We start from the raw sequence: 25,769 nt of genomic DNA on the forward strand, positions 1-25,769 counted from the left end.
GTTCTTTACAGATTGGGAAATGTACTGGCGAATGAAGAGAGGCTGTGTTCAAAGACATGTGAAAGTAAACCGTTACCCCTTCTTCAGCATTGCTGATGTCAGGGGTGTTTTGTCTGTCTGTTTGGCTGGATTGACAAAATAAATTAACTAGTGTTAATTTATTTACATAAGTTAATCTTATGGGAGGTGCAATAACAATGGATCCGGATATCCCATTAAGGGAATTAAAAAAAGCCAAGAACAAAATCGCGCTGTATGAAGCGGCATTGTCCTTGATGAAGGACCGGATGTTCAGCCAAGTTATGCTGGAGGACATCTGCAAGCGCGCAGAAATATCGAAGGTCACTTTTTTTAAGTTTTATCAACGCAAAGAGGATCTGCTGATTTATTTTATGCGGATATGGCTGACCGAACGGGTCATCGAAATCGATACGGAAGGGAAAATAGGGTTTGAGGCGTTCCGGCATCTGTTGTCCCAGGTGGCTAAGGAGCATCAAGTGAGACCAGGCATGATGCCGAGTCTGATCTCCTTTCTTGCGGAGCAGAACATGCAGCCCTGCATGCCGGAGCTTAGCCCTGCGGAAGTATCCCTGCTTTTTCCCGGCCATGAGGAAGCGGGAAGCCGATCACCCAACATGTACGAATTGTTCCAGCAGTTCATGGAGAAAGAAGCTCAAGCCGGAAGGCTGAACAAAACCCTTACCTTGGAGCAAGCCGTGCAGATCTGTTTCACCATTTTTTATGGCGCGTTTCTAACGGCTCAGTTGTACAATTCCACGGATATCGGCTGCTTTTACGAAACGCACCTAGGTCTGCTTGAAATAAAGGAAGAGGAGTGAGCAAGCATGAGCAAAGTGATTCCAGGTCGATATACCGCACATATGGACGGTTCTTTCGTTGTATTCGTGATCGGGTTTCGGATTAACAAGTGGTGGGCGGTCCATAAGTGGCTGCCTGTCATGAATGCCATGACCCCGATGCTTCAGGAGCTGTACCGGAACAAGGAGGAGCTCGGCTTCATGGACGGTACCTATCATTTTTCAGGGCGGGGACTTACACTCATCCAATATTGGAGAAGCTTCGAACACCTGGAGCATTATGCACGCCACGGAGCCAATCACCTGAAGGCATGGCGGGATTTTAACCGCAAAGTTGGAACGGGAGGGGACGTAGGGATATTCCACGAAACCTATCTTGTTCAGGAAGGGCAGCATGAATGCCTGTACAACAACATGCCGAGGTTCGGTTTGGCCAAAGCAGGAGCTCATGTTCCTGCGACGGGTCACAGGGAAACGGCAAGCCGGCGGCTTGGACGTGAGGGAGAACCGGCGGTGCCAACGCCTCCAAATCCATAGTTCCGGTCTGTCGGCGGCTGACCTCTCTTTGCCGAGCAATCGTTAGTCACCATAGGTTCAGAGCGGTGTAAATGCTATGGAAGTCGTGATGCTTTAGACTTGTTTTTCTTCCGCTCTTTAAAAAAGTGTTGGTAAACTCCGCTCATTCTTCTATGATGAAATTACTTCAAATCGACGATGAGATAAGGAATTATTCGCTCAGGGGGATGCCTATGGGAAGAAAAGCGTGGTTTTACCGTCAGCTTTTATCGTATATGCCGGTCTTCTTTATCGTGATTTCCTTTGTGTTTTTTGTCTTTTTCCAGATGCTTGGGGAACAGTCTCGGCAAGGTGCGATTCAGGCCAATGAGACGATGATTCATCAGGCGATGCGTTCGGTGGACAACTCGCTGAAGGCCATCGATCAGATGCTTGTGCAGGAATTGTTGTTCAACCCCGATATGTCGGGGTTTTTCAATCATGAGGATCAGGACAACGTCTATTTGAACATGCAGGCCGTAAAGGCCATGAAGCAGTTCAAGGTGTCCAATCCGCTGGTCGATTCCATGGTGCTCGTGCGGACCCAGGATGAGTTCGTCTTAAGTACTTCATCCACGTTCAACTTGCAGGATTATGCGGATTATGACTTTCTCAAGCCTTATTTGGACCAGGTCAATAGTGAAGCAAAATGGAGTGCGATGCGGAATTTCCGGGAGTTCAGTTTCAACAGCATGCAGCATGTGGTAACCCTGGTTCGAGATGCACCCTTCATTACCCATGGGAAAGGCGTAATTGCTGTTAATATCAAGGTGGACGCCATCCATAACATGATTCAGGGTATGGTAAATCCCGATGTTAGTTTTATTCATATGAAGGATACGCAGGGGCAGTCCATGCTCTCCGGCACCTCAATGGCAGAGAGTGGGGAGCTTGTCTCCAAGGCGATTTCGCCTTATACCGGGTGGGTATATGAGGGAGGTCTTACCCAAGGCAGAGTGGTCGGTATCGTCAGCCAGCTGTACAATATCTGGTTTATCGTCGGCTTGCTCATGTGTGTTGCCGGGGTCGTCTGGATCGTATTGGTTACGCGCCGAAACTATAAGCCGATCGAAGCCATTGTGTCCCGGATTCATCATTATTCGCAGTCTAAAACGAGCGCGCTGATCCATAACAGCAAACAGGATGAGTTCGCATTTATCGAATCGGCACTCGAAAGTATGCTGGAACAGGCGAGCAGCTTTCAACAGCAGCATCGGGAGGATTTGCTGCTGCGCAGAGCATATCTGTTCCAGCAGCTGATGGAGGGGCAGTACCCGTCCCATATGGAGCAGTGGAACGAGCAGCGGGACGCCATGGGACTGCCGGACTTGTCCGAATCACAGATCGTCAATGTCATCGAAATCGATAAATATCCATTGTTCTGCGAGCAGTACCCTCAGCAGGACCAGTATTTGATCAAATTTGCCCTCAAAAGCGTCGTTCAAGAAATTGCAGCCGGGCAAGAAACGAGTGTTTGGACAGAATGGATATCCGCTTCGAAGCTGGGCGTGATGACGATGGCGGATGGCCAAGACGCAGCCCAGCATGTAGTTACGCTGCTTGAGCAGACCCGCCAGTGGGTGGAGCAGCATCTGAAGCTGACCATAACCGTTGGGATAGGGGAGAAAGCGGAGCATTATACGGATATCCCGGACTCCTATGAGCAGGCACGCACCGCATTGAAATACAAAATGATCCTCGGCGAGAATCGAATCATTCATTACACCCAAGTATCCGGGGAGGAGCGGGGGCATGCCTTTGATTTCTTGAACCTGATCCGTTCGATGGCACAGTCCTTCCGGCTCGTCAACAGGGATTGGCAGGAGAAATACAATACGCTCATCCATAACATTGGACAAAATATGCTGGACCGGGACGGCGTGGTGAACCTGGTGGATTACATGATGTACTCGCTCGGACGTGAAATGTCGTGCATGGCAAAAGAATTTCAGGATTTGTGGCTGACAGAGGGGCAGCCTGCCTTACGGAACGCGCTCCAATCATCCGATACACTGGAGCAGCTGGAGCAGGAGTTCGGGGAGGCTTTATCCGCTCTGTACGACAGTATGCTCGCGCTCATGGAGGGCCGGAATCATGCGGACACGATTCAGAAGGTGCGCTTGTTTATGGAGCAGAACTCGAGCAATCCGGATCTGTCTCTCCATTATTTAAGCGAACGTTTCAATATGAACTGGAAGACGCTGAGCAAGCTGTTCCGGGAGGAGACCGGCCAGAAATTCGTGGATTATTTAATTGAGCTGCGGATGAACCATGCCCGGAAGCTGCTCGAAGAGACCTTGCTGCCTGTACAAGATATCGCGACCGAAGTTGGGTATTCCAATGCCATCTCGTTTGGCCGGATGTTTAAAAAGCTGATGGGGATGTCACCGGGGGATTACCGTGAGCAGGCTGCTTATAAGCAGCGGAATTACGGGAACTAACGATCCTTCTGACTGCTTCATGCATACGTCAAGTAGAGAATCCTTCTGACTAGGTCATGCATATTAACCAAGCAGAGAGTCCCGCGGATGAACCGTCCCGCGGGCTTTTTGCTGTAAACGGAGATAGGTTTAGCGACGGAAAAAGGTTTATTCGCCCTTACGGCCTGTCGGCTCTAAAGTTCCCTCTGCTCGCGGAAATACGTTGATTCGGAGAATCTTGTTTATTGATCGGAAGGCGTCGTCCCCCTAGACTTGGGATCAACACAAAGCGAAGGAGGGTGACCCAAGTGGCTCGTATGAGCAGCGCAATCCCAGTACCTGCAGATGCACAGGCGCCAACGAATTTACCACCAAACAAGCCCATGAACCGAACGAGGAAGAAGCTGATGAAACACTGGCAATTCTATCTGCTCGTGTTCTTCCCGTTAGTCTACATCATCCTCTTCAAATACGTTCCGATGTTCGGCGTCTTGATTGCATTCAAGGAATACAACGTCGTACAAGGGATATTCGGCAGTCCCTGGGTAGGATTCGATTATTTCAAACAATTGTTCGACGCTCCGTTCTTCTGGCAGTATGTCCGCAACACGCTCGAGATTTCCTTGTACGGCCTGCTGGTCGGTTTCCCGGCACCCATTCTGTTAGCGCTGGCACTGAATGAAATCCGGAACGGCCGCTTCAAGAAAACCGTCCAGATGGTGACATACGCGCCGTACTTCATATCAACGGTGGTCATCGTCTCGATTCTGATCGTGAACCTCTCGCCCAACACCGGGCTGATGAGCAATCTATTCCGGGCACTGGGGCTTGAGACCGTTGATTTTCTTGGCGTGCCGGAACTGTTTAAGTCAATCTATGTCTGGTCCGATGTATGGCAGTTCACCGGTTACGGTGCCATCATCTATATTGCGGCCTTGGCGGGAGTCAACCCGGATCTGTACGAGGCGGCAAGAGTGGACGGGGCAACCCGGCTTCAAAAGATCATCAATATCGACATGCCCAGCTTGTTTCCGGTCATCGTCATTTTGCTCATATTGAACCTGGGCAATCTGATGAGCCTAGGCTTTGAGAAAATTTATCTCATGCAAAACCCGCTCAATCAGAACACGTCCGAAGTCATCTCTACCTATGTGTACAAGGTCGGCCTGCTCGGAGCCAACTTCAGCTTCTCCGCCGCCATCGGCCTGTTCAATTCCGTTATCAATTTCATACTGTTGGTCATTGTCAATTACGTATCCCGAAAAGTTTCATCCACAAGTCTATGGTAGGAGGTAGCGCATGAGCAGATCAACCGTACGGGAATCCGCTGCAGACCGGATTTTCCTTGGTATCGTGTATTTGTTTCTGTCTGTCGTACTGATCGTCATCCTGTTTCCGCTGCTGCATATTGTAAGCGCATCCTTTAGCTCTCCGGGCGCAGTGTCCTCGGGCAAAGTGTGGCTGTGGCCGGTGGATGTGACCCTGATCGGGTACAAAGCGGTATTCCAAAATTCCAACATTCTGATCGGGTTTGGCAACTCGCTGTTCTATGCCGTTGTCGGCACGATCGTGAATGTCGCATTCACCGTGATGCTTGCCTATCCGCTCGCCCGCAAAACGTTTTACGTTCGCAACATCATCATGATGCTGCTGGTGTTCACGATGTTTTTTGACGGCGGGCTCATTCCGAACTATCTTCTCGTGAAGTCGCTCGGCATGCTCGACACGCGCTGGGCCATGATTATACCGGGGGCGCTAGCCGTGTTTCAGGTCATCATCGCCAGAACCTTTTTTCAGACGACGATTCCGGATGAATTGGCCGAAGCGGCCGAGATGGACGGGAGCAGCGACATTACCTTTTTCCTGAAAATCGTTCTTCCGCTGTCGAAGCCGATTCTGGCCGTGCTCGCGCTCATGTATGCCGTTGGCCATTGGAACTCCTATTTTAATGCCTTGATCTATTTGAAGGACAGCAGCCTGTTTCCGCTTCAGATCTTCCTGAGGGATATTCTGATCCTGAATTCCGTCAGCGCCGAAATGGTGACGAACGTCAACGAGCTGCTGGTCCGTGAAGGGTTGAAGGATTTGCTGAAGTATTCGCTGATCGTGGTGGCAAGCGCCCCGGTATTGATCATTTACCCGTTTGTGCAGAAGTATTTTGTCAAAGGCGTAATGATCGGTTCCTTAAAAGGGTGATTCCTATTCCGTGAAGGAGGTGAGGCCGGCACTATAGAATGGGTAATTCCGATGTTCGGACATATAGGGGGTATATGCAAACATACGGCTTCACTTACGAAGTAGGGGCAGGTTATTCCATATTAGGGAGGAATTCATTTGAAAAGGTTCACTGGATTAGGTTTAAGTCTGGTTCTCGTGGCAGTGCTGGCTCTATCCGCTTGCGGCAAGACGAGCGAAACAGGAACTGAAGGTCCGGCGAGCCCTCCGGAGTCAGGGGGACCCGTTGAACTGTCGGTATTTGCTCCTCAGTCCGCCGGCATCGAGAGCCTCGATGTCAATCCATTCTCCAAGCATATCGAAGAGAAGCTGGGCATTACATTTAAGTGGAATACGACACCTGACGCGGTATTTAACGATAAGAAACTGCTGATGCTGGCAAGCGGTGACTATCCGGCGCTCATAATGAATGCCGGCATATCCAAAGCGGACCAGATCAAGTACGGTATGCAGGGAGCCTTTATTCCCTTGAATGATTTAATCGACCAGCATGCACCTAACATTAAAAAAGCGCTGGAGGAAGTCTCCTATTTAAAATCGGCGATGACCGCGCCGGACGGCAATATATACGCGCTTCCGAAGGTGAACGAGTGCCTGCACTGCACGTATGGCCAGCGGATGTGGATCAATACGACCTGGCTTGAGAAGTTAGGTCTAGAGATGCCAACCACAACCGATGAATTCTATCAAGTGCTGAAAGCCTTTAAAGAGCAGGACCCGAACGGGAACGGCAAGGCCGACGAAATTCCGATGACCACTTCTCTTGATGTGTGGGGAGGAGGAGTTGACGCCTTTTTGATGAATGCTTTTATATATAACAATGGCACGACCTATCTAAGCGTGAAGGATGGCAAAGTGATTCTGTCCGCGGCTGAGACAGAGTGGAAGGAAGGTTTGAAATATATCAGCAAGCTGTACAGTGAAGGACTGATTGACAAAGGAGCGTTTACGCAAAACGGCGATGCCGTCAAGCAGCTCGGGAACAAAGCGGACAATGTGGTCGGGGCCGTTGGTTATGCGCTGATCAGCAGCGTGCTGGAGCCGACCGACGCGAAGCCCCGTCATAAGGAATACGATGTTGTTCCGCCGCTGAAGGGACCGAACGGCGTGCAGCTTGCAGGCTATAGCGTCGGAGCAGGGGACGGATCGTTTGTCATTACGAACAAAGCGACGGAGGAGCAGCGAATCGCAGCCATTAAGCTGGCGGATTACCTGTTCTCCGAAGAAGGCACCGTGATGACCTCCTGGGGCTTTGAAGGAGACGGATGGCGGAAGGCGGAGTCCGGCGCGCTTGATTACAACGGCGAGCCTGCTGCATATGAAGCGCTGAAGCGGGATGTGCCCGAGGGATCGCTTGACGTAACCTGGTGGCAGCTCGGCACGATGCTGATGGTGAATTCCCTTCGTGAATCCTTTGTCGCTCCGGAAGATCCGCTTGGGAACGGAGCCTACGAGTATCGCTTGTGGCTGGCTGCGAAGAAATACGAACCTTTTGCCAAACCGGAGTTGGTGTACCCGACGGACGTGTTCATCGATCCGAAAGACGCAACCTTCATCGCGCAGATTCAGAAGACGATTCAGGATTACGTGAAATCGAATCTGGCCCAATTCGTTACCGGCAGCAAGGATATCGAGAAGGACTGGGATGCCTATGTCAGCGGATTTAAAGGATTGCAGCTGGATAAGTATCTGGAGATTCATCAGAAAGCATTAGACAACCAAGGATAGAGGTATAGGAGGTTATCGCTTGCACAATTTCATTGAATACGCGGCCAATATTAAGCCCTCGGAACGTCAATTAGCCGTCCAGGAGATGGAGTTCTACGCCTTCTTTCATTTTACCATCAATACGTTCACGGATATGGAATGGGGCACGGGAAAAGAAGATCCGGCGCTGTTCAACCCGGAGCAGCTGGATGCGGATCAGTGGGTGAGCGCTTGTGTCAGCGCCGGCATGCGCGGCTTGATCCTGACCTGCAAGCATCATGACGGCTTCTGTTTATGGCCGAGTCAGTATACGGAGCATTCCGTGAAGAGCAGCCCGTGGCGAAACGGACGCGGGGATGTGGTGAAGGAGGTTGCCGATGCCTGCAGGAGAGGGGGAATCAAGTTCGGCATCTACTTGTCCCCCTGGGATCGGCATGAACCGTCGTATGGGGATTCGCCGCGGTACAATCAATTTTTTCTGAATCAGTTAAGAGAGCTCCTGACCGGCTACGGCGAGATATTCAGCGTCTGGTTTGACGGAGCCTGCGGCGAAGGTCCGAATGGCAAGCGCCAGGAATACGATTGGGAGTCGTACTACGCCCTGATTCGGGAACTGCAGCCGAATGCCGCCATCTCGGTATGCGGACCGGACATTCGCTGGTGCGGGAATGAAGCGGGGCATTGCAGGGAGTCGGAGTGGAGCGTCGTTCCGGCGTCGCTGCGTCAGAATGAAGCGATCCAGGAAAAGTCGCAGCAAACCGATGATCGGGAGTTTGCGCGCCGTTATGAATCGAGCGAAGAGGATCTCGGCAGCCGGAGCCTCATTCAGGGCGAGAAGGAGCTGGTATGGTATCCGGCCGAAGTCAATACCTCGATCCGTCCCGGCTGGTTCTACCATGCGTCCGAAGACAATAAAGTCCGATCGCTGGAAGAATTGCTGCATATTTATTACGGCTCGGTTGGCGGCAATGCCACCTTTCTGCTCAATATTCCGCCGGATACCCGCGGACTCGTTCATGAGAACGATCAACAGCGTCTGCAGGAACTGGGTGACGCCATTCGAAATACATTTGAAACCAATCTGGCTGCTGATGCGGATGTTACGGCATCCGAGACGAAGGCCGGCCTGGAGGCTCGATTTGTTGTCGATGGCAGCAAGGATACGTATTGGAGCCCTGAGGAGGGCACGGAATACGCCGTGATTGAGCTGGACCTCGGGCGGGCGATCGATTTTGATCATATCGTATTGGCTGAATACCGGTACGGGCAGCGGATCGAGCGCTTCGAGCTTGAATATATGGAAAACGGGAACTGGCACACGATCCAATCCGGGACGGTTATCGGGCGCAAACGCATTTGCCGCTTTCCCGCTGTACGGGCTCAATATATCCGGCTTACCATTTTGGAATCGAGATGGTGTCCGCGCCTGTCCGGCTTTGAAGTTTACCGGAGTTCCACGGATTGGTAAGAAAATTTTTACATCCGGTTGTAATTTCGGTATGGTGCCATAGTAAGGCGGCCATCGCAACAGTGCGGTGGCTCCTTTTTTGCGAAAACGTAAAATTCACCTTCCGTTCCATCCAGATTAGTGTAAGATGTACGTGAAAGTATCCCATTTCATTGTAGAGAGGATGTAACCTGCATGAGCCATTCCGTATCATTTGAGACCCGGTTGTTAAGCTCTTTGTCCAAAGTATTTGCCGATGAAGAACTGTCCCAGGCCTCGTATGACAGAGGGTCTTCGTTTGGCAATGAGACGTACTCGTTTCAAGTTGCATACCGTTCCAATCGCTTGTTAAAAAACATCCGTGTTCATCTGCAATCATCGTTGAGTGAACGGATTACCATCCGTTCTGTAGGCCTGGTTCCATCGGAGCTGCCTACGTATCATGATCATGACGAGTTTATCTTAAGAGCTTCGCCCGGGCTGTATCCGGACCCGTTGCTGTCTCTGGCATCGGAGCCTGTTGTAACCGGATCCCCGAACCAGTGGAGAAGTCTGTGGATTACGGTACAGCCTGAAGGTGAGATCAAGGGCGGTACATATGAAATCCGGGTCCGTTTCGAAGCGGAATCGGGCGAGTCCCTAGGAGAAGAGGTGTTCACGCTCGAAGTGATACCGGCAACCTTGCCGGACCAGACGCTGATTCATACGGAATGGTTCCATGCCGATTGCTTGGCGAACTACTACGAGGTGGAGATATTTAGTGAACGGCACTGGACGCTGATCGGTCAGTTTATGCAGACCGCTGCTCAGAACGGCATCAATATGCTCCTGACCCCTGTGTTTACGCCTCCGCTGGATACGGAAGTGGGCGGAGAACGGCCAACGGTGCAGCTGGTTGACGTCGATGTGAGCGAAGATGGAACATATGTGTTTGGGTTTGATAAGCTGGACCGCTGGGCAGAACTGTGTGATTCCAATGGGATTCAGTACCTGGAATTCTCCCATCTTTTCACCCAGTGGGGAGCCGGACATGCGCCGAAGATTATCGTTAATGTGAACGGAAAGCCCGAGAAGCTGTTCGGATGGGAGACGGATGCGACCGGAGACGAGTATCATGCCTTCATCAGACAATTCATACCGGCCTTGACCGGTTGGATCGAAGGCCGGGGACTTAAGCAGCGCTGCTATTTCCATGTATCCGACGAGCCGTCCGTGTCCCATCTGGAGGCTTACGGTCATGCAAGCCGGCTGATGAACGAGCTTCTGCCGGATTACCCGATCATTGACGCGCTCTCCGATATTTCGTTTTATGAGGAAGGGCTTGTGAAGCGCCCAATTCCTGCAAGCAACCACATCGAGCCTTTCCTGGATCAGGAGGTAATGCCGCTGTGGACCTATTATTGCTGTTCCCAGTACAAGGAAGTGTCCAACCGATTCTTCAATCTGCCCTCGGCAAGAAACCGGATCATCGGGATCCAGCTGTATAAGTTTAACATCGAGGGATTTCTCCACTGGGGATATAACTTTTGGAACTCGCAATACTCGAAACGCGCCATTGACCCGTTCAAGGTGACGGATGCGGATTGCGGTTTTCCTTCCGGGGATGCTTTCGTGGTATACCCAGGTGAGGAAGGACCGATCGAATCCATTCGGCTGAAGGTATTTCAGGAAGCGCTTCAGGATTTGAGAGCGCTTCAGCTGCTGGAGACGCAGATCGGCAGGGAGGCTGTGCTGCAGGCGCTGGAGGAAGGGCTCGACGAGCCGATCACCTTTAAGACGTATCCGAGGGATCAGGAGTGGCTGCTGTCGAAGCGGCAGTGGATCAACGATAAGATCAAGGAAAGTTTGGTTGTGAAGTGAGCGGACCGGTGAGTACAAACTAAATCTTGGCGGCATTGAACTCTGTATAAGAAGGTCTCCCATTCCCGTAATAGGAATAGGAGACCTTTATTTTATTTACATAAAACGCGCTTGAAGAAACGAAGGGTTTCTTTCCATGATTCTACGCTTGCTTGTGCAAGAGCCTGTTGGTTTCCCTGGTCGGAGGACACCGCTCGCAGATAAGGTATACCAATGTAATGTCCTGCCCCATCATAGATCAGATGTTTGGATACGTCTTTGTGGATGGATGTCTTTCGTTTGAAACCTTGCTCCGAGAGATAAGCGGAATTCCAGCTCTCATCAACCAATCCCGATATCATAAGGAGCTCACCGTGCATCCTTTCTAGAGGAATGGTTGCAGCTTCAACCAAATCCGTGTTTTTCGAAAGTCCGTCATGCCAGGTTCTGAAGGGGTTTCCATTCCGGTTGGTCCACATATCCTTACAATCACGCGCTAATTCGATTGGATTTTCAGGCTGAAGGTAAGGAAGCGGCTGTCCTTGGTAGGTCCATGCAGGTGGGAGTGTCGGCTGATCAGTCCACGGAACAATGCCACAGAATGATACGGCCGAGCCGCTTAATGAAACCGCTGCATGAATGTCAGGAAACAAGGTCGCTGACCACAAAGCCAATTCACTGCCTCTGGAGGTACCATGAATGCCGATTCCACCTGCCTGAACTTCAGGTCTGTTGTGGAACCACGTTAAAGCCGTCTGTATGGTTTCAAGTGGAATATTTCTAAGTTGTTTTGGTAGACTCTCTAAGCCGAAGTAGGCCAGGGCTAACACCGTGAATCCGTGTGAGGCTAAAAGAGCGGCGGTTTTCTCATTTATGCCTCCCTCGGATCCACCAACAACCATAATGCCAGGTCTAGGGTTCATATCCTGGCTATAGAAAAAACTCCCAGTTAAACCTGCTTCCCGAATGTTAAGTTTCCTTATGTCATCGCTCATCCAATGGCGGTTGATCACTTGATGTGCAACCACCTTGTCGTTCATTTCCAGCAGGACAAGTAAAGCTTGCGGAGATAGCTCATCACGATGGTCGGCCTGAATCGATGTGTTGTCAAAATACTGCGTTATTGCATTTTTGGTGACGGGCTCCATGGACCAAAAAAGAGCCATACCGTCAATGTCGCGGTACGTGCCGTGATCAGGAGCTAAATCATCCAGAACAACCTTGCCGTCTTGATCTGCCCTAAAGCTTGCCCATGAGGCTAAATAACGTGCTTCGTTTATTTTTTTGATGAGGTGGAACGTCACGGCTTCCCGTGGCTGCATACCCATGGCAGATATCTTTATAGGCTCGTCTATCATGGAATTCAGATTGCTAATTACAATTCTTGGAAGGTTCACCATCATAATCTCCTTTGCATTCGTGTCAAGATGGTATAGTTCTGTTAATGGACACTTAAATCCTGTTAAATCGAAAGAATTGGCCAAGTTGTTTGATATAAACAGCCGGACTGTCACCAGTAAACCACGCTTGAGGTGAAAGAGGCCTGCCGTGGTTCTAGTGGTATCTCCGAAATTATGCCATCATTAGAGCAAGGGGGAAATGAACGATGTATTTGGATTTCAAGTTGGCGAATGACCGCCCGGCGTATATTCAAGTCAAGGATTACATGAAGCGCTTGATGACAACCGGGGCGCTGCAAGCCGATCAAAAGCTCCCCTCCACGCGTGAGCTAAGCGCGCTGTTTCGAGTGGGCCGTAATACGGTGCTGAGCGCATACTCGGATTTGGAGGACGAAGGTTATATCTATGCGGTTAAAGGGCAAGGGCACTTTGTTGTCCCCTCGATCAGCGGAGCATCCCTGCAGCCCGAAGGCAAACGGCTGGATTGGTGGCCTCGCCTGAACGAATACGCCAGGCTTTCGGAAGAGCATGATCTGATGAAACACGGCATCCGCGCTGAGAAGGGCTCTATATCTTTTACCAGCATCGCCCCCGATGAGAAGCTGTTCGACCTGCCAAATGTCAAACGGGCATTCCTGGACCGGATGTCGCTTGAAGGTGATGTACTTCTAAACTACGGTTACGCCAAGGGTTATAAACCCCTTATTGATTACCTCCTCCGTTATATGGAGAACAAAGGCGTGAATATTCAAGGTAAGGATATGCTGATCACCAGCGGTTTTACGGAAGGCTTAAGCCTGGTGCTATCCGCCTTGAACAAAGGGCATGGCCGCATTCTGTGCGAGAATCCGACCCATCATACAGCCATTAAAAATTTTAAAATGCACGGGTATGCCATTACCGGCGTCGAGATGGAGCCGGACGGCATCAGCCTGACAGGGCTTGCGCGCGAGCTGTCGGAGCGGACGTACGACATGGCCTACCTTGTGCCTTCCTATCATAATCCTACAGGAATCGTCATGTCTCACCAGAAGAGGCTGGAAGCCCTCCGGCTGCTGAATGAGTACGAAATTCCCGTTATTGAAGATGGTTTCAACGAAGAGCTGCGCTATTCGGGCTCACACATCGCGCCTCTCGTTGCCTGTGCAGGCGGCGAGGACAACAGCGTCATTTATTTAGGCAGTTTCTCCAAGATTCTGTTTCCCGGCCTGCGAGTCGGATGGGTGCTGGCCGACAAGACCCTGATTCATTATCTGGAAAGCGTGAAGCGTGCCCGCAGCATTCATACGTCGACCCTGGATCAGTCCCTGCTCTTTCAATATCTGTACAACGGCAACTTCGAGAAATATTTAAAGAGAGCGAAGGCCGAGTACAAGCGAAAATATGAGCTCGCGATCCGCTGCTGCGAGGAGTGGATTCCGATGGAGCGGTTGTCCGGCGACGGCGGGCTTCACCTGTTCGTTGAATTCGGTCCCGAATTCCGAACCCGCGAGCTGCTTGAGGCCTGCTCTGCCCAGGGCGTTGTGTTTACGCCGGGCGATATTTTCTTTACCGATGGCGGCGGCCATCACACCATGCGTCTTGGATTCTCCCGCGTCTCCGACGAGAACATCGAGAAGGGGATCCGCATCATCGGCGAGGCGGCGAGGAAGCTGGTGTAATCTGGTGTAATCTGGATCGAACGGAGATCGGAAGAATCATCCGCATGCGGAGTGATGCATAGGCAAACAGCTTGAAGAAATTATTTAGGAGGTCTACATCATGAAAGTTGGTGTCATCATGGGAGGCGTATCCTCCGAACGGGAAGTTTCGCTCATGACCGGCAAAGAGATGATCGCTCATCTGGATAAAAGCCGCTACGAGGTTTATCCGATCGAGATTAACGATCAACGCGAGCTGATCAGCAAAACCGAAGGCATAGATATGGCTTTGCTCGCCCTGCACGGAAAATACGGGGAAGACGGGACGGTGCAAGGCACACTCGACTCCCTGGGCATTCCGTATACCGGCAGCGGCGTTCTTTCCAGCAGCATCTGCATGGATAAAGATTTGAGCAAGAAGCTGCTGCGGTACGAGGGATTGATTACAGCCGATTGGATTATGGTCAGCAGTATGGAGGAATTGGCCGCCGCTGACGTGGAGGGACTCGGTTATCCTGTTGTTGTGAAACCGAACGCAGGCGGGTCCAGCGTTGGTACTCGGATCGTGCGTGATGCGGCTGCCCTTGTCTACGCCGTAGAAGAGGCATTGCGATGGGACCGCTCCGTGATGATCGAGCAAATGATCGAGGGCGAGGAGATCACTTGCCCGGTTTTGAACGGTGAGATGCTCCCGATTGTGTCCATCAAGCCGAACTCCGAGTTTTTCGATTATATATCCAAATACGAAGAAGGCGAGGCGGATGAGCAAGTGATTGAGCTTCCCGCCGAACTTCAGCAGCGGGTGCGCACGGCTGCGCTTCAATGCTATAAGGCGCTGAAATGCAGTGTGTATGCCCGGATCGATATCATCCTGAAGGAAGAGATTCCGTATATTTTGGAGGTCAACACGCTCCCGGGTTTAACGAAGAACAGTTTACTTCCAAGAAGCGCGGAAGCGGCGGGCTATTCGTTCAGCGGCCTTTTGGATGCCATCATTGAAACTTCATTATCGGAACGAAAAAGCGAAGGCAAGGAGTAGAAGCATATGAATACAACGAGCAGCTTTCTAACATCAACGGTGCAAGTCTTGCCGCCTTCCGGCATCCGGCAATTTTTTAATGCGGCGGAAGCGGACGATGACGTCATTTCTCTCGGTGTGGGGGAACCGGATTTTGTGACGCCTGCATGTGCGATTGAGGCCTGTAAACGAGCTCTGGAGCATGGCCGCACGATGTATACGCCGAATGAAGGGCTGATGGAGCTGAGGGAAGAGATTGCGAAATATCTGGATACCGGGTTCCAGCTGCAATATGAACCGACGAGAGAGATACTGGTCACGGTTGGTGGCAGCGAAGCGATTGATCTTACGCTGCGGGCGCTCATTTCACCGGGGGATGAAATTATTATCCCCGTGCCGGGCTATGTCGCCTATGCTCCTCTTGTGCAATTGAACGGGGGAACTGTCGTCGAACTGGAGCTCTCCGCAGAGCATAAGTTCAAATTGACCGCGGATGCGCTGCAGAAGGCGATCACTCCCCGGACGAAAGCGATCGTTGTTAACTTTCCAAGCAATCCGACAGGTGCCGTGATGAGCTATGAGGATTGGCTGCCGATTGCGCGCCTTGCGGTTACGCACAATTTGGTGGTGATTTCAGACGAGATGTATGCCGAGCTTACCTACGGCCGCACACATACCAGCATAGCTTCGCTGCCTCGGATGCGGGAGCGCACCATCGTCATCGGCGGATTTTCCAAAGCCTTTGCCATGACGGGCTGGCGGGTCGGTTACCTCTGCGGCGATTCCCACCTGGTGAGCGCCATGGTCAAGATTCATCAGTATACCGCGCTCTGCGCGCCCATCATGGGGCAGATAGCTGCGCTCGAATGTTTAAGAAATGGACTCGGGGATCGGGACGTGATGAAGCAGGCTTATGATGAACGCAGAAGGATGTTTGTGCAGGGTCTGACCGATATCGGCCTAAGCTGCCGCGATCCACAGGGGGCTTTCTACGCATTCCCCAGCATTACCGGAACGGGTCTGGGTTCCCAGCAGTTTGCGGAGCGATTGCTTCGGGAGGCAAAGGTGGCCGTTGTACCCGGTCATGTGTTTGGCTCCGGGGGCGAAGGCTTTATTCGCTGCTCGTATGCCGCCTCGCCCGATCAATTGAGCGAGGCGCTCAATCGAATGGATCGCTGGCTTCGAACGCATGCAGGTGCTGACCATGGCCTGCCCACCTTACAGAATTCTTGAAAGTTTGCGGTAATCGGTAGCGGTGATCCCCTCCAACCTGCGGAAGATTCGGCTAAAATAATGAATATCCGGGTATCCGACCCCTTCGCCAACCGCCTCGATCGAGATATCGGATTCCCGGAGAAGTCGGCGGGCTTCGCGGTGACGAACGGATTGCACGAATTCACTCGGCGGCATCCCCGCAAAGCGTTTAAACAATTTGGCGGTATGATCCGGGCTTAACATTAAATGCTCCGCAATCACTTTGTTGCTCCAGTCTTTGGCTGGAGTTTTTTCGATTTGAGACATCAGTTCAATCAGTTTGGCATCGTGCGGTGACGTTTCCGTCAAGGCCTGGGAAGGATGCGTCCGAAGCAATTGAACCAGCACATCCAGCATCAGCCCTTTGCAGGCAAGCTCATAGCCGGCGGGACGCAGGGTGAATTCCTCCACGATTCGTTCCATCATCTGAACGCAAGGCAGCGGGGGTGTGTAGATGACACGGGAAGAGAGCGGGGGAAAAGCGGAGGACACCGCTTCATGCGCGAATTTATCCGTATCCAGCACGGCCTCATTGACGATCATATCCGCTTCGGTCTGTATGTCCAGCTCATCAAAGAAATCAAAATGAATCCCCAAAAATCGCGCGTCAGGATGGGAGACCACCTCGTTCTGGTGGTAAACGCCGGACGGCAGGAAGATCAGTTGACCGGCTTCGATGCGATAGCGGTTCCCGTACATCGTAGTAGCGGCTTCCCCATGGTATACATAGAGCAGTTCAAAATCGTACAACCTGCGCTGCGGAAGTGATCCCGTCGCCATGCGTTGAAACTGGGCATAGTGAATGCAGGGTGACCATTCGCGAAAAGGCGCTTCGCGTTTTATCGGAAAATTGAGGTCCATATCGGTCATCGTAAACTCACTCCAAAGTATTATTAAGAGATGATAAATAGAACGGAATAGTCCAAATAATCACTTTTCTATCTAAATCATTTGGTCCAATCTTTATTTATTATATAAGTATTATTACATCAAAATGGTTTATTTACAACTTGACGGAAAAAGTCAAATGATGTGTTTCAGAAAACGAGTTTTACAACATCAACCTATTGATTCTAGGAGGGATTCACGATGAAGAAAGGGATTAATATCTGGTCGTTCCCGGGAGATGCTTCCATCTCCGACTGCATCCGATTGGCAAAGGAAGCCGGATTTGAAGGAATCGAACTGTCATTAAACCAAACAGGAGAGCTCGGCCTTCAGGCTGGCGATAAAGAGGTACAGGCCATAACGGAACAGCTGAAAGAAGCCGACCTGGATATCGCGGGTTTGGCGACAGGTTTGTATTGGGAATATCCGATGACCAGTGACGACCCGGCTGTCCGTGAGAAGGCCATGGATATTTGCAAGAAGCAGCTGGAGCTCGCCTCCGCTTTCGGAGTGGATGCCATCCTTGTGATCCCGGGGGCGGTCGGTGTCGATTTTGTTCCTGGTTCAGCAGTCATCGATTACGAATATGCCTACGAACGGGCTCAAGAATCCATTCGTAAGCTGGTTCCTTACGCGGAAAGCGCAGGCGTTGCCATCGCGATCGAGAATGTATGGAATAAATTCCTGCTGTCTCCGCTGGAATTGCGGACCTTCATCGACGAGATCGGTTCCGAATATGTCGGCTCCTATTTCGACGTAGGCAATGTCGTGCATAACGGTTATCCGGAGCACTGGATTCGGATTTTGGGTGAGCGGATCAAAAAAGTCCATTTCAAAGATTACCGCAGACAGGCAGGCGGATTGCACGGTTTTGTCGACCTGTTGGCAGGGGACGTTAATTATCCGGCCGTTGTTGAGGCGCTGCGCTTGATCGGCTATGACAACTATGTTACGGCAGAGATGATCCCGGCGTATACCCACTACTCGGAGCAGATCATATTTAATACATCCAATGCAATGGATGCGATTCTTGGACGCACGCCATCATTGCGCAAGCCGGATGCCCGCCAGCATCAAGGCCAATCATAACAAGGGATAACGGAGGGAATAAGGATGCTGAAAATCGGGATATTGGGATTTGGTTTTATGGGGCGCATGCATTTCGACAATTATGTTCGACTAGCCGAAGAGGGCGCGGACATCCAGCTGGTGGCGATTTGCGATTTGCGCATCGATGAGCTTAAGGACAGCAAAGCCAACGGCAATATGGCGACCGAGCGTGATGTATACGACCTGGAGCCTTATCATCTGTATGACCATGTGGACAAAATGCTGGAGCATGAAGAGCTGGATATTGTGGATGTATGCCTGCCGACTTATTTGCATGCGGACATGTCCTGCATGCTGTTGGAGCGGGGTATTCATGTCATGTGTGAGAAACCTGTCGCAGGCAGCTCCGAAGAAGCCTGGCGTATGGTGAAAACAGCGGAGCGCACAGGAAAAACGCTCATGATCGGACAATGCCTCCGTTTCTGGCCGGCTTATGAATATTTAAAAGAATGCGTAGAGGACGGTCGTTATGGAAGCATCGTTGCAGGCGAATTCTTCCGCGGATCGGAGCCGCCTCAAGGCTGGTTCCTGGAAGGGGACAAGAGCGGTGGCTGTATCACGGACATGCATGTGCATGACGTGGATATGATTCATTGGCTTATGGGCAAACCGGAGCGCGTATCGACTTTCGCCAAAACGATGATTAAAGGAAGCTCGTACGATATCGTATCCACCCACTACAGTTTCCCGGATGGCAAAGTGATTAACGCGCATGCGGATTGGACGCTGCACGGCGAACACGGTTTTTATATGGGTTACCGTGTGAATTTGGAACAGGCAACGCTGGTGTTCGAGAATAATGAACTGAAGGTGTACCCTGAAGGCGCCCCAGGCTTTACGGCTGAGCTGTCCGATGATTCCGGCTATTATCGTGAACTCCGGTATTTCATTGAGCACGTTGTGCAAGGAGAGCCGGTAACGGTATGTACGCCTGAGAGCGCTGCCGGTTCGCTGGAAATTATTGAAGCCGAGATTCGTTCCGCAAAAGCGAACGGCGCCCTGGAGACGGTATCTGGGAAACAAGTGGTATCTTAAATTTATTTACTAAGTAGGACAATAAAGACAAGGCCAATCAGGGAATAACCTGATTGGCCTTGTTTAGTTAATGAGTTCACTGCATCCTATTCAAGCAATAGCTTTGATATCCTGCAGCAAGAACTCTGAATGAATCGTGTACATGTTAAGCTCTGAACGTCTTCAAGAAGTCCACGGCAAGCTTGATATCCGCTTCCGGATTGGCTTTCACTTCACGTTCGATCGTCAGATACCCTGTATAGCCAATATCCTTGAGAGCTTGCAGGTAAGCATTCCAGTTCACGCCGCCTTCGCCAAGCGGCACTTCACGGAACTTCTCACCCGATTCCGCCATATCGGCAATTTTGTCATGGTCAAGGGCAGGTGCCTCGTATCCGAAATCGCCGTATACATCACGAGGGTCGATATAGTCAGCCAGCTTGATTCCGTCCTTCGCGTGTGTATGAACGATATAATCCTTCAGGTTGTACACGCCCTGTACAGGATCATCACCGGTAACCATGACCATATTGGCCGGGTCAAAGTTTACCGATACTCCGTTGGAACCCAGGCCGTCAAGGAATGATTTCAAATGAGCCGAAGGCTCCGGACCTGTCTCGATGGCAAAGAATGCGTCCATGGACTTCGCGAATGTGCTAAGCTCCAGGCAAGCTTTGTGCATCGTTTCATATACGCGGCCGTTATGATCTTGCGGCACGATACCGATATGCGTGGTGATGATATTGGTTCCCAGCTCCAAGCCGAGCTCCATGATTCGTTTGGATTTCTCGATTTTAGCCGCATTCTCGGCAGGGTCCTGGAAGCCGTGTCCGCCAAGGTCACCGACAAGGGCGGAAATTTCAAGCCCCAAGGAATCGATATAATCCTTCAATTCTTTTCGCGCGGAAGCGGAGAGATTGGCCGGATCCATTTCGCCGTGAACGGCATAGATTTGAACGCCGTCCGCACCGACCTCTCGTGCTTTGACAAGACCTTCTCTTACGCCAACCCGAAAGCTGTCAACAATAACGCCAATTTTGTTAGGCATGATAGGCTTCGACATCTTAATATCCCCCTTATATCATCCTTGTGTCTTCCATCGTCCGTATAACTTAAACCTCATTCCAGGTTTTACGGAGATATTCCAATCCAAACTTAGCTCCCGTACGGCAATCTTCCATCCCTTCGAATTCAATCGAGATGTAGCCGTCATAGCCGGATTCCTTCACGATGCGAACGACTTCCGGCATATCGATATCGCCTTGGCCGACAATCGCGCCACGCAGCCAGTTGCCGCTGGAGGTGTTAAACCAACCGGATCCAGGTGCGCGGTGAGCCGGGCGATAATAGAAGTCCTTGAAGTGAACCATCGATGCCAAGCCGATGTTGTTCTTGACAGCCACAGTCGACACCTCATCTGCACAGAGGAAGTTTCCAATGTCCAGGGTTGTTTTGAAGTTAGGGTGATTAACGGTCTGAACCAGCGCTTTTACACGATCGCTATGTTGAATGAAATAGCCGTGGTTCTCCACGCTTGTTGTAATGCCGCGTTCTGCCGCGTAATCGGCTATGATACGGCATGCATTGGCCAGGCGGGGAAGTTCCTCCAGGAAATGCGTGATGGACAAGTCCTTGGAAGAGCCTACGTCGTGGCGCATCAGCTTAACGCCAAGCGCGGCCGCAATGTCCACTTCGCCTTTAACTCTTTCAATCTCCGCTTCATATGCTGCATCATCCAGTTCAGCAAAATTGGCGCCGATGGCATAATTGGAGATCTCAAGCCCTTTGGAAGCGGCATGGGATTTAATGGTATCGATCAACTCCGGCGTTTCCTTCAGGTTAAAGCCCAGCGGAACGATTTCGATATGCTCTCCCCCGATTTCTGCAACGTAGTCGATGACATCAGTAATGGTCATTTCGCCTTTATTCATGGCCTGGTACAGGCTGTATGAGCTTATTCCAAGTTTCATAAGAGAACCTCAACCCCTTTTTCGGCGGATTCATAGATCCCGCACAGAATCTTCATGATCTCAACGCCGTCTTCCACCGGGCTGAGAGGTGACGTGCCGTTCTCGATGCTGGAAATGAAATGATCGACTTCGCTTTGGAAAGCCGCGTTGAAATCGAATCCTTTGTTGTCCGTTTGAGGCTGGATGTTGATGATGGTATCGTGCTTCTCCGTTACGATGACCACCTCTGGATCAATCTCGAATCCGCCCTTGTCTCCATACAATTTAACGGATTGCAGATTCTCCTTCGAGTGCAGCGTGAAGCTGACGTCCACCAGCAAAGAGGCGCCGTTTTCAAAACGGATCATCGCATTCGCCATATCCTCAACCGTGTTCTTCTCCGCGTCATAGTCAGCCGCTTTGTAGAAGGAGAGGTTGCGAACATTAGAGCGATTGCCCAGCTTTCGGTATGTATTGGCGCTGACGGAAACCGGTTTGGGACGACCCATCATGTACCAACACAGATCAATGACATGCACCCCGATATCGATGAGAGGTCCGCCGCCGGAACGCTCAATGTCAGAGAACCAGCCGCCTGGATTGCCAAGACGGCGAACGGAGGAAGCCTTCGCAAAGTAGATGTCCCCAAATTCACCCTTGTCTGCAAACTCGCGGAGCATCTGAGCGTTAGGGTCGTAACGTCTTACGAAGCCGACCTGAAGCAGTTTGCCGGAGGATTTAACGGCTTCCTGTACTTGAAGCGCTTCCTCAACGGTCCGGCAGAGAGGTTTCTCAACCAGGACATGTTTGCCCGCATTCAGTGCCGCAATGCTGATTTCGGCATGCGTATTGTTCCAGGTACAGATGCTTACTGCATCGATTTCCGGATCAGCCAGAAGTTCGTTATAATCGGTGTAGACTTTGGTAGCACCGTATTTTTCAGCTGCACGCTGTGCTCTTTCTTCATTTAAATCGCACACGGCGAGCAAATTCGCGTTCGCATGTTTCTCATAGGATTGCAAATGCATAGCAGAGATCGATCCCGTGCCAATGACGCCAACATTAATAGATTTCATGAGTTCACTCCTCTGAATTTACTGCATTACACTTTCGTATTATAATGCTTTTAGAGGAAGACACCATGATAAACCGTGCTGTTTGTTTGTACAATTGTGCTGTCTTACTGGAAGGAGATCAGAACATTGGACAAAACACTGCGAGAACCGATGACGATGCCGGATCCTCAGTTTCCGATTAAGGTTCATCGTTGCGAGTTTGATGGACGGGGACAGGTTTTGTTTAACCACCATTGGCATGAACATCTTGAAATTCTATACATTGTATCAGGAGAAGCGAGTCTGGAGTGCGGCTCGTCCACCTTCACGGTCAAGGAAGGCGATATGATCGTCATTAACCGGAATGAGCTGCATTACGGCCTCAGCCTGTCGGATCATTTGTTTTATTATGCGTTAATCGCGGACTTCTCGCTGCTTCAGAGCCATTCGCTGGATGCAACCGAGATGAAATTCATCACGCCGATCACCCAGAATCGGCTGATCTTCGAGAACCGAATTAGCGGGGATGATGCGCTAGCCTCCATGCTGTCTATCATTCATGAGCTGGAACAGCGGGAATTCGGTTATGAGCTGGCCGTCAAATCAGAGCTGTATCGGCTGCTTACGCTGCTTGTTCGAGGTTATGTAGCGACGGTTCTTACCCTGGATGAATACGTCGAGAGAATGAAGAACGTCGAGCGGTTTGCCCCGATCTTCAAGTATATCGAGGAGCATTACCGGGAGGATCTGTCGGTGGAGCAGTTATCCGGCATGGCCGGTCTCAGCCGTTTTCATTTCAGCCGGTTGTTCAAGGAGATCAGCGGCCGGACCGTGACGGAGTATGTGAATGAGACGAGGCTCAACCGGGCGGATTATCTCCTTCGCGAGAGTCCGCTTACCGTATCCGAAATCGCGGCTGCGACCGGGTTTAATGATATTTATTATTTCAGTCGAACCTTCAAGAAATATAAAAGCATGGCTCCATCGGCATTACGGAAAAAGTGAGAATCGGCTTTAACGGTTCTGAATAGGCTCCATGTAGACATAAGTATAAAAGCAACCTATAATGAATAATCATATTTATTGCATAAAGAGGCGGAGATAACGGAGAACCCTTTTGCTTAAATGCGTACTGTATTTGGTATGCATTCCAAGCAGAAGCGGTTCTTTTTTTGAAGAGATAAGAAAGTATCATACGAGGCTTAGCATCCTTATCTCGCAAGAAAAACTTCCGCAAAATGCGGTCTGTCTTGAGATAAAGTACGTCGATAGACGTTTTTCTTATGGTGGAATAGGTTCCTTATTTTAAATTCAGAGAGGAGAATGACAGGTGGACACAAGCTTATCCGCCAAGATGCGGACCCAATATTTGCAGGACATGTCGGCAAAAAAGCTGGATGTGCTGGTGATTGGCGGGGGTATCACGGGTGCGGGAATTGCTTGGGACGCCAGCTGCAGAGGGATGAGCGTCGGATTGGTGGAAATGAATGATTTTGCTTCGGGAACGAGCAGTAGATCAACGAAGCTGATTCATGGCGGTCTTCGGTATCTGAAGCAAGGAGAGATCGGCTTGGTACGTGAGGTGGGTTCTGAACGGGCACTGCTTCACCGGAGCGCTCCGCATCTGGTGGAGCCTATTCCGATGCTGCTCCCCATTTATAAAAAAGGCACTTATGGTTATCTAGCCAGCGCGATCGGATTGTATCTGTACGACTGGCTGGCAGGGGTCAAACGCGGTGAACGGCGCAAGATGTTCCGGCGCGAGAGTACCCTGACCCTTGAACCGCTCTTTCGAAAGGAGGGATTGATAGGTTCCGGTTATTATTATGAATACCGAACCGATGATGCTCGATTAACGGTGGAAGTGCTGAAGTCTGCAAGAGCCAAGGGAGCGCTCATCGCGAATTATGCCAAAGTCCAGGAATTCATGTATCGAGGAGGAAAAGTTGTAGGAGCTCATGTAGAAGACCAAGTGAGTGGCAAGAGCTATATGATATACGCCAAAAAAATCATCAATGCCGCCGGGCCATGGGTGGATCAGGTCAGGCTTAAAGATAATTCGCTCAAGGGAAAGCGCCTGCTCTTAACCAAAGGCGTTCACCTGGTCGTGGATCATGCCAAGCTTCCCATACGGCAGGCTGCTTATTTCGATGTGCCGGGCGGCCGAATGATTTTTGTCATTCCAAGAGAGGGCAAGACCTACATCGGCACGACCGATACCGTTTACGAGGGGGCGATTGAGACGCCTGGCATTACCGGGGAGGATCGGCGATATCTGATCGATGCGGTGAATCATGCTTTCCCGGAGTCAAGGCTGGGGCCGGATGATATCGAATCCGGATGGTCGGGCTTGCGGCCCCTCGTCCGTGAGGAAGGAAAAGACCCTTCGGAAATTTCGAGAAAAGATGAGATGATTATATCCGATTCCGGGTTGATCACCATTGCAGGCGGAAAGCTGACCGGATTTCGGAAAATGGCCGAAAAGGTAGTGAACCTTGCAGCCAGACAGCTTCAAGACGCCGACGGCACCATCTATCCTCCTTGTACGACGGATCGGGTTCCCATCAGCGGGGGCGACCTGAACGGCCTCACCTATGAGGAGGTTCAGAAGAAGTTGATCAAGCAGGGTGAATCCCTTGATATCAGACCCGAGGACATTCTGAGCCTTATGAACAGGTACGGCTCCAATACGATGGAGCTGATGAACCGGGTCGCTGCCTCTGCGCAGGAAGCGGAAACGACCGAGCTTCGATTGTTACGTGCGGAAATCGAGTATTCCATCGAATATGAGATGACGATGACCGCAGTCGATTTTCTGTTAAGAAGAACGGGTTGGTTATTATTCGACCGGCAAAAAACCGAGCGGACCATTGCTCCCGTCATGAGGCTGATGCGTGAATATTTTGAATGGAATCAAGAGGAAGTCGACAGGCAATGGGAACTGCTGCAGGATCAATTGCAATTGGCATGGGGAGTGGCGGAAGGCAGCGGGATAGAACGGTTTACGGATCCGCCGGATCGGGAAGACGTCACAGGATCGAGCTCCGACCAGGAAGCCGACCATTCCTCCGCCGTGTCGGCGATGAATCGATAGGCATCTTATTTATCGGGATCATCTTGTCAAATGTAAAATGTGGATGTAGTATAACCATATAAAGTTATAGAGCTGGGCAGAGATGATGAGAAGCCCTTTGCATAACGAGAACTTTCATTTGTCATGAATGAAGGCTTTTTCAGTGCAAAGTGCTTCTCATTTTTTTGTACCGCATGGAACCGCTTGTCCAAGGACTAAAGGGCATGACACCCTCATATGTATACTTTACGGATGGGGACTGTGGGTCCATTAACAGAACTGATCTGGCCAGAACATGTCCAATTTACGTTTACGGGCGAAATTACAGATTGAACATGCAGAGGAGA

Annotated in this window: 20 protein-coding genes; 15 read left to right on the plus strand and 5 right to left on the minus strand. The window is 50.8% G+C overall.

What is annotated here, in order from left to right; genetic code table 11:
- Positions 1–197: 197 nt before the first annotated feature.
- The 8 genes from DP091_RS24260 (at position 198) to DP091_RS24295 (ending at position 11,042) form a co-directional block, all read left to right on the plus strand.
- Positions 198–839, plus strand: coding sequence for a TetR/AcrR family transcriptional regulator (locus tag DP091_RS24260; RefSeq protein ID WP_113060667.1), 642 nt, complete (start codon positions 198–200; stop codon positions 837–839).
- Between the two features lie 6 nt (positions 840–845).
- Positions 846–1,355: a DUF4188 domain-containing protein gene (locus DP091_RS24265; RefSeq protein WP_113060668.1), complete on the plus strand. Its 510-nt coding sequence runs from the start codon at positions 846–848 to the stop codon at positions 1,353–1,355.
- A 212-nt stretch (positions 1,356–1,567) separates the two neighbouring features.
- The gene (locus DP091_RS24270) at positions 1,568–3,814 is read left to right on the plus strand and encodes a helix-turn-helix domain-containing protein (protein ID WP_113060669.1); all 2,247 of its coding nucleotides are present in this window, start codon (positions 1,568–1,570) and stop codon (positions 3,812–3,814) included.
- Between the two features lie 296 nt (positions 3,815–4,110).
- The gene (locus tag DP091_RS24275; protein WP_373456948.1) at positions 4,111–5,082 is read left to right on the plus strand and encodes an ABC transporter permease; all 972 of its coding nucleotides are present in this window, start codon (positions 4,111–4,113) and stop codon (positions 5,080–5,082) included.
- Between the two features lie 10 nt (positions 5,083–5,092).
- Positions 5,093–5,989, plus strand: a complete 897-nt coding sequence (locus DP091_RS24280) for a carbohydrate ABC transporter permease (RefSeq protein WP_071223167.1) — start codon at positions 5,093–5,095, stop codon at positions 5,987–5,989.
- Between the two features lie 138 nt (positions 5,990–6,127).
- Positions 6,128–7,756 carry an ABC transporter substrate-binding protein gene (locus DP091_RS24285; protein ID WP_113060671.1) on the plus strand — a complete coding sequence of 543 codons (1,629 nt, stop codon included), beginning with the start codon at positions 6,128–6,130 and terminating at the stop codon, positions 7,754–7,756.
- Positions 7,757–7,775: 19 nt separating this feature from the next.
- Complete coding sequence (locus DP091_RS24290; protein WP_113060672.1) at positions 7,776–9,203, plus strand: alpha-L-fucosidase; 1,428 nt, start codon at positions 7,776–7,778, stop codon at positions 9,201–9,203.
- A 174-nt stretch (positions 9,204–9,377) separates the two neighbouring features.
- Positions 9,378–11,042 (plus strand): DUF4091 domain-containing protein, encoded by a 1,665-nt coding sequence (locus DP091_RS24295; RefSeq protein WP_113060673.1) that lies wholly within the window; start codon positions 9,378–9,380, stop codon positions 11,040–11,042.
- Positions 11,043–11,134: 92 nt separating this feature from the next.
- On the opposite strand, the gene DP091_RS24300 is transcribed toward DP091_RS24295, so the two are convergent.
- Positions 11,135–12,424: an acyl-CoA thioesterase/bile acid-CoA:amino acid N-acyltransferase family protein gene (locus DP091_RS24300; RefSeq protein ID WP_113060674.1), complete on the minus strand. Its 1,290-nt coding sequence runs from the start codon at positions 12,422–12,424 to the stop codon at positions 11,135–11,137.
- 203 nt (positions 12,425–12,627) lie between these two features.
- On the opposite strand from DP091_RS24300, the gene DP091_RS24305 reads away from it, so the two are divergent.
- The 3 genes from DP091_RS24305 to DP091_RS24315 all read left to right on the plus strand — a co-directional run bounded on the left by DP091_RS24305 (position 12,628) and on the right by DP091_RS24315 (position 16,312).
- The gene (locus DP091_RS24305) at positions 12,628–14,082 is read left to right on the plus strand and encodes an aminotransferase-like domain-containing protein (protein WP_113060675.1); all 1,455 of its coding nucleotides are present in this window, start codon (positions 12,628–12,630) and stop codon (positions 14,080–14,082) included.
- A gap of 100 nt (positions 14,083–14,182) precedes the next feature.
- Positions 14,183–15,100, plus strand: coding sequence for a D-alanine--D-alanine ligase (locus tag DP091_RS24310; RefSeq protein WP_113060676.1), 918 nt, complete (start codon positions 14,183–14,185; stop codon positions 15,098–15,100).
- 6 nt (positions 15,101–15,106) lie between these two features.
- On the plus strand, positions 15,107–16,312 hold the full coding sequence (locus DP091_RS24315; protein ID WP_113060677.1) for an aminotransferase class I/II-fold pyridoxal phosphate-dependent enzyme: 1,206 nt from the start codon (positions 15,107–15,109) through the stop codon (positions 16,310–16,312).
- On the opposite strand, the gene DP091_RS24320 is transcribed toward DP091_RS24315, so the two are convergent.
- Positions 16,298–17,203 carry a helix-turn-helix transcriptional regulator gene (locus tag DP091_RS24320; RefSeq protein WP_113060678.1) on the minus strand — a complete coding sequence of 302 codons (906 nt, stop codon included), beginning with the start codon at positions 17,201–17,203 and terminating at the stop codon, positions 16,298–16,300. The two genes, DP091_RS24315 and DP091_RS24320, sit on opposite strands and share 15 nt — an antisense overlap.
- 219 nt (positions 17,204–17,422) lie before the next feature.
- On the opposite strand from DP091_RS24320, the gene DP091_RS24325 reads away from it, so the two are divergent.
- Together DP091_RS24325 and DP091_RS24330 are read left to right on the plus strand one after the other, a co-directional pair.
- A complete protein-coding gene (locus tag DP091_RS24325; RefSeq protein WP_113060679.1) occupies positions 17,423–18,310 on the plus strand; it encodes a sugar phosphate isomerase/epimerase family protein in 888 nt (295 codons plus the stop codon).
- 24 nt (positions 18,311–18,334) lie between these two features.
- The gene (locus DP091_RS24330; RefSeq protein ID WP_113060680.1) at positions 18,335–19,366 is read left to right on the plus strand and encodes a Gfo/Idh/MocA family protein; all 1,032 of its coding nucleotides are present in this window, start codon (positions 18,335–18,337) and stop codon (positions 19,364–19,366) included.
- 145 nt (positions 19,367–19,511) lie between these two features.
- Here DP091_RS24330 and DP091_RS24335 read toward each other — a convergent pair whose 3' ends face one another.
- The 3 genes from DP091_RS24335 to DP091_RS24345 are packed head-to-tail and all read right to left on the minus strand — an operon-like array spanning position 19,512 to position 22,370.
- Entirely contained in the window at positions 19,512–20,408 is an 897-nt protein-coding gene (locus DP091_RS24335) for a sugar phosphate isomerase/epimerase family protein (RefSeq protein ID WP_113060681.1), read from the minus strand.
- A 49-nt stretch (positions 20,409–20,457) separates the two neighbouring features.
- The gene (locus tag DP091_RS24340; protein ID WP_113060682.1) at positions 20,458–21,315 is read right to left on the minus strand and encodes a sugar phosphate isomerase/epimerase family protein; all 858 of its coding nucleotides are present in this window, start codon (positions 21,313–21,315) and stop codon (positions 20,458–20,460) included.
- The gene (locus tag DP091_RS24345) at positions 21,312–22,370 is read right to left on the minus strand and encodes a Gfo/Idh/MocA family protein (RefSeq protein ID WP_113060683.1); all 1,059 of its coding nucleotides are present in this window, start codon (positions 22,368–22,370) and stop codon (positions 21,312–21,314) included. The genes DP091_RS24340 and DP091_RS24345 overlap by 4 nt, the downstream gene beginning before the upstream one ends.
- A 126-nt stretch (positions 22,371–22,496) precedes the next feature.
- Between DP091_RS24345 and DP091_RS24350 the strand changes: the two genes are divergently transcribed.
- Both DP091_RS24350 and DP091_RS24355 read left to right on the plus strand, forming a co-directional pair.
- On the plus strand, positions 22,497–23,354 hold the full coding sequence (locus tag DP091_RS24350) for an AraC family transcriptional regulator (RefSeq protein WP_113060684.1): 858 nt from the start codon (positions 22,497–22,499) through the stop codon (positions 23,352–23,354).
- 325 nt (positions 23,355–23,679) lie between these two features.
- Entirely contained in the window at positions 23,680–25,443 is a 1,764-nt protein-coding gene (locus tag DP091_RS24355) for a glycerol-3-phosphate dehydrogenase/oxidase (RefSeq protein ID WP_113060685.1), read from the plus strand.
- Positions 25,444–25,769: the final 326 nt, after the last annotated feature.

This window comes from Paenibacillus sp. MDMC362, from assembly GCF_003269305.1.
Taxonomy (GTDB): domain Bacteria; phylum Bacillota; class Bacilli; order Paenibacillales; family Paenibacillaceae; genus Paenibacillus_AQ.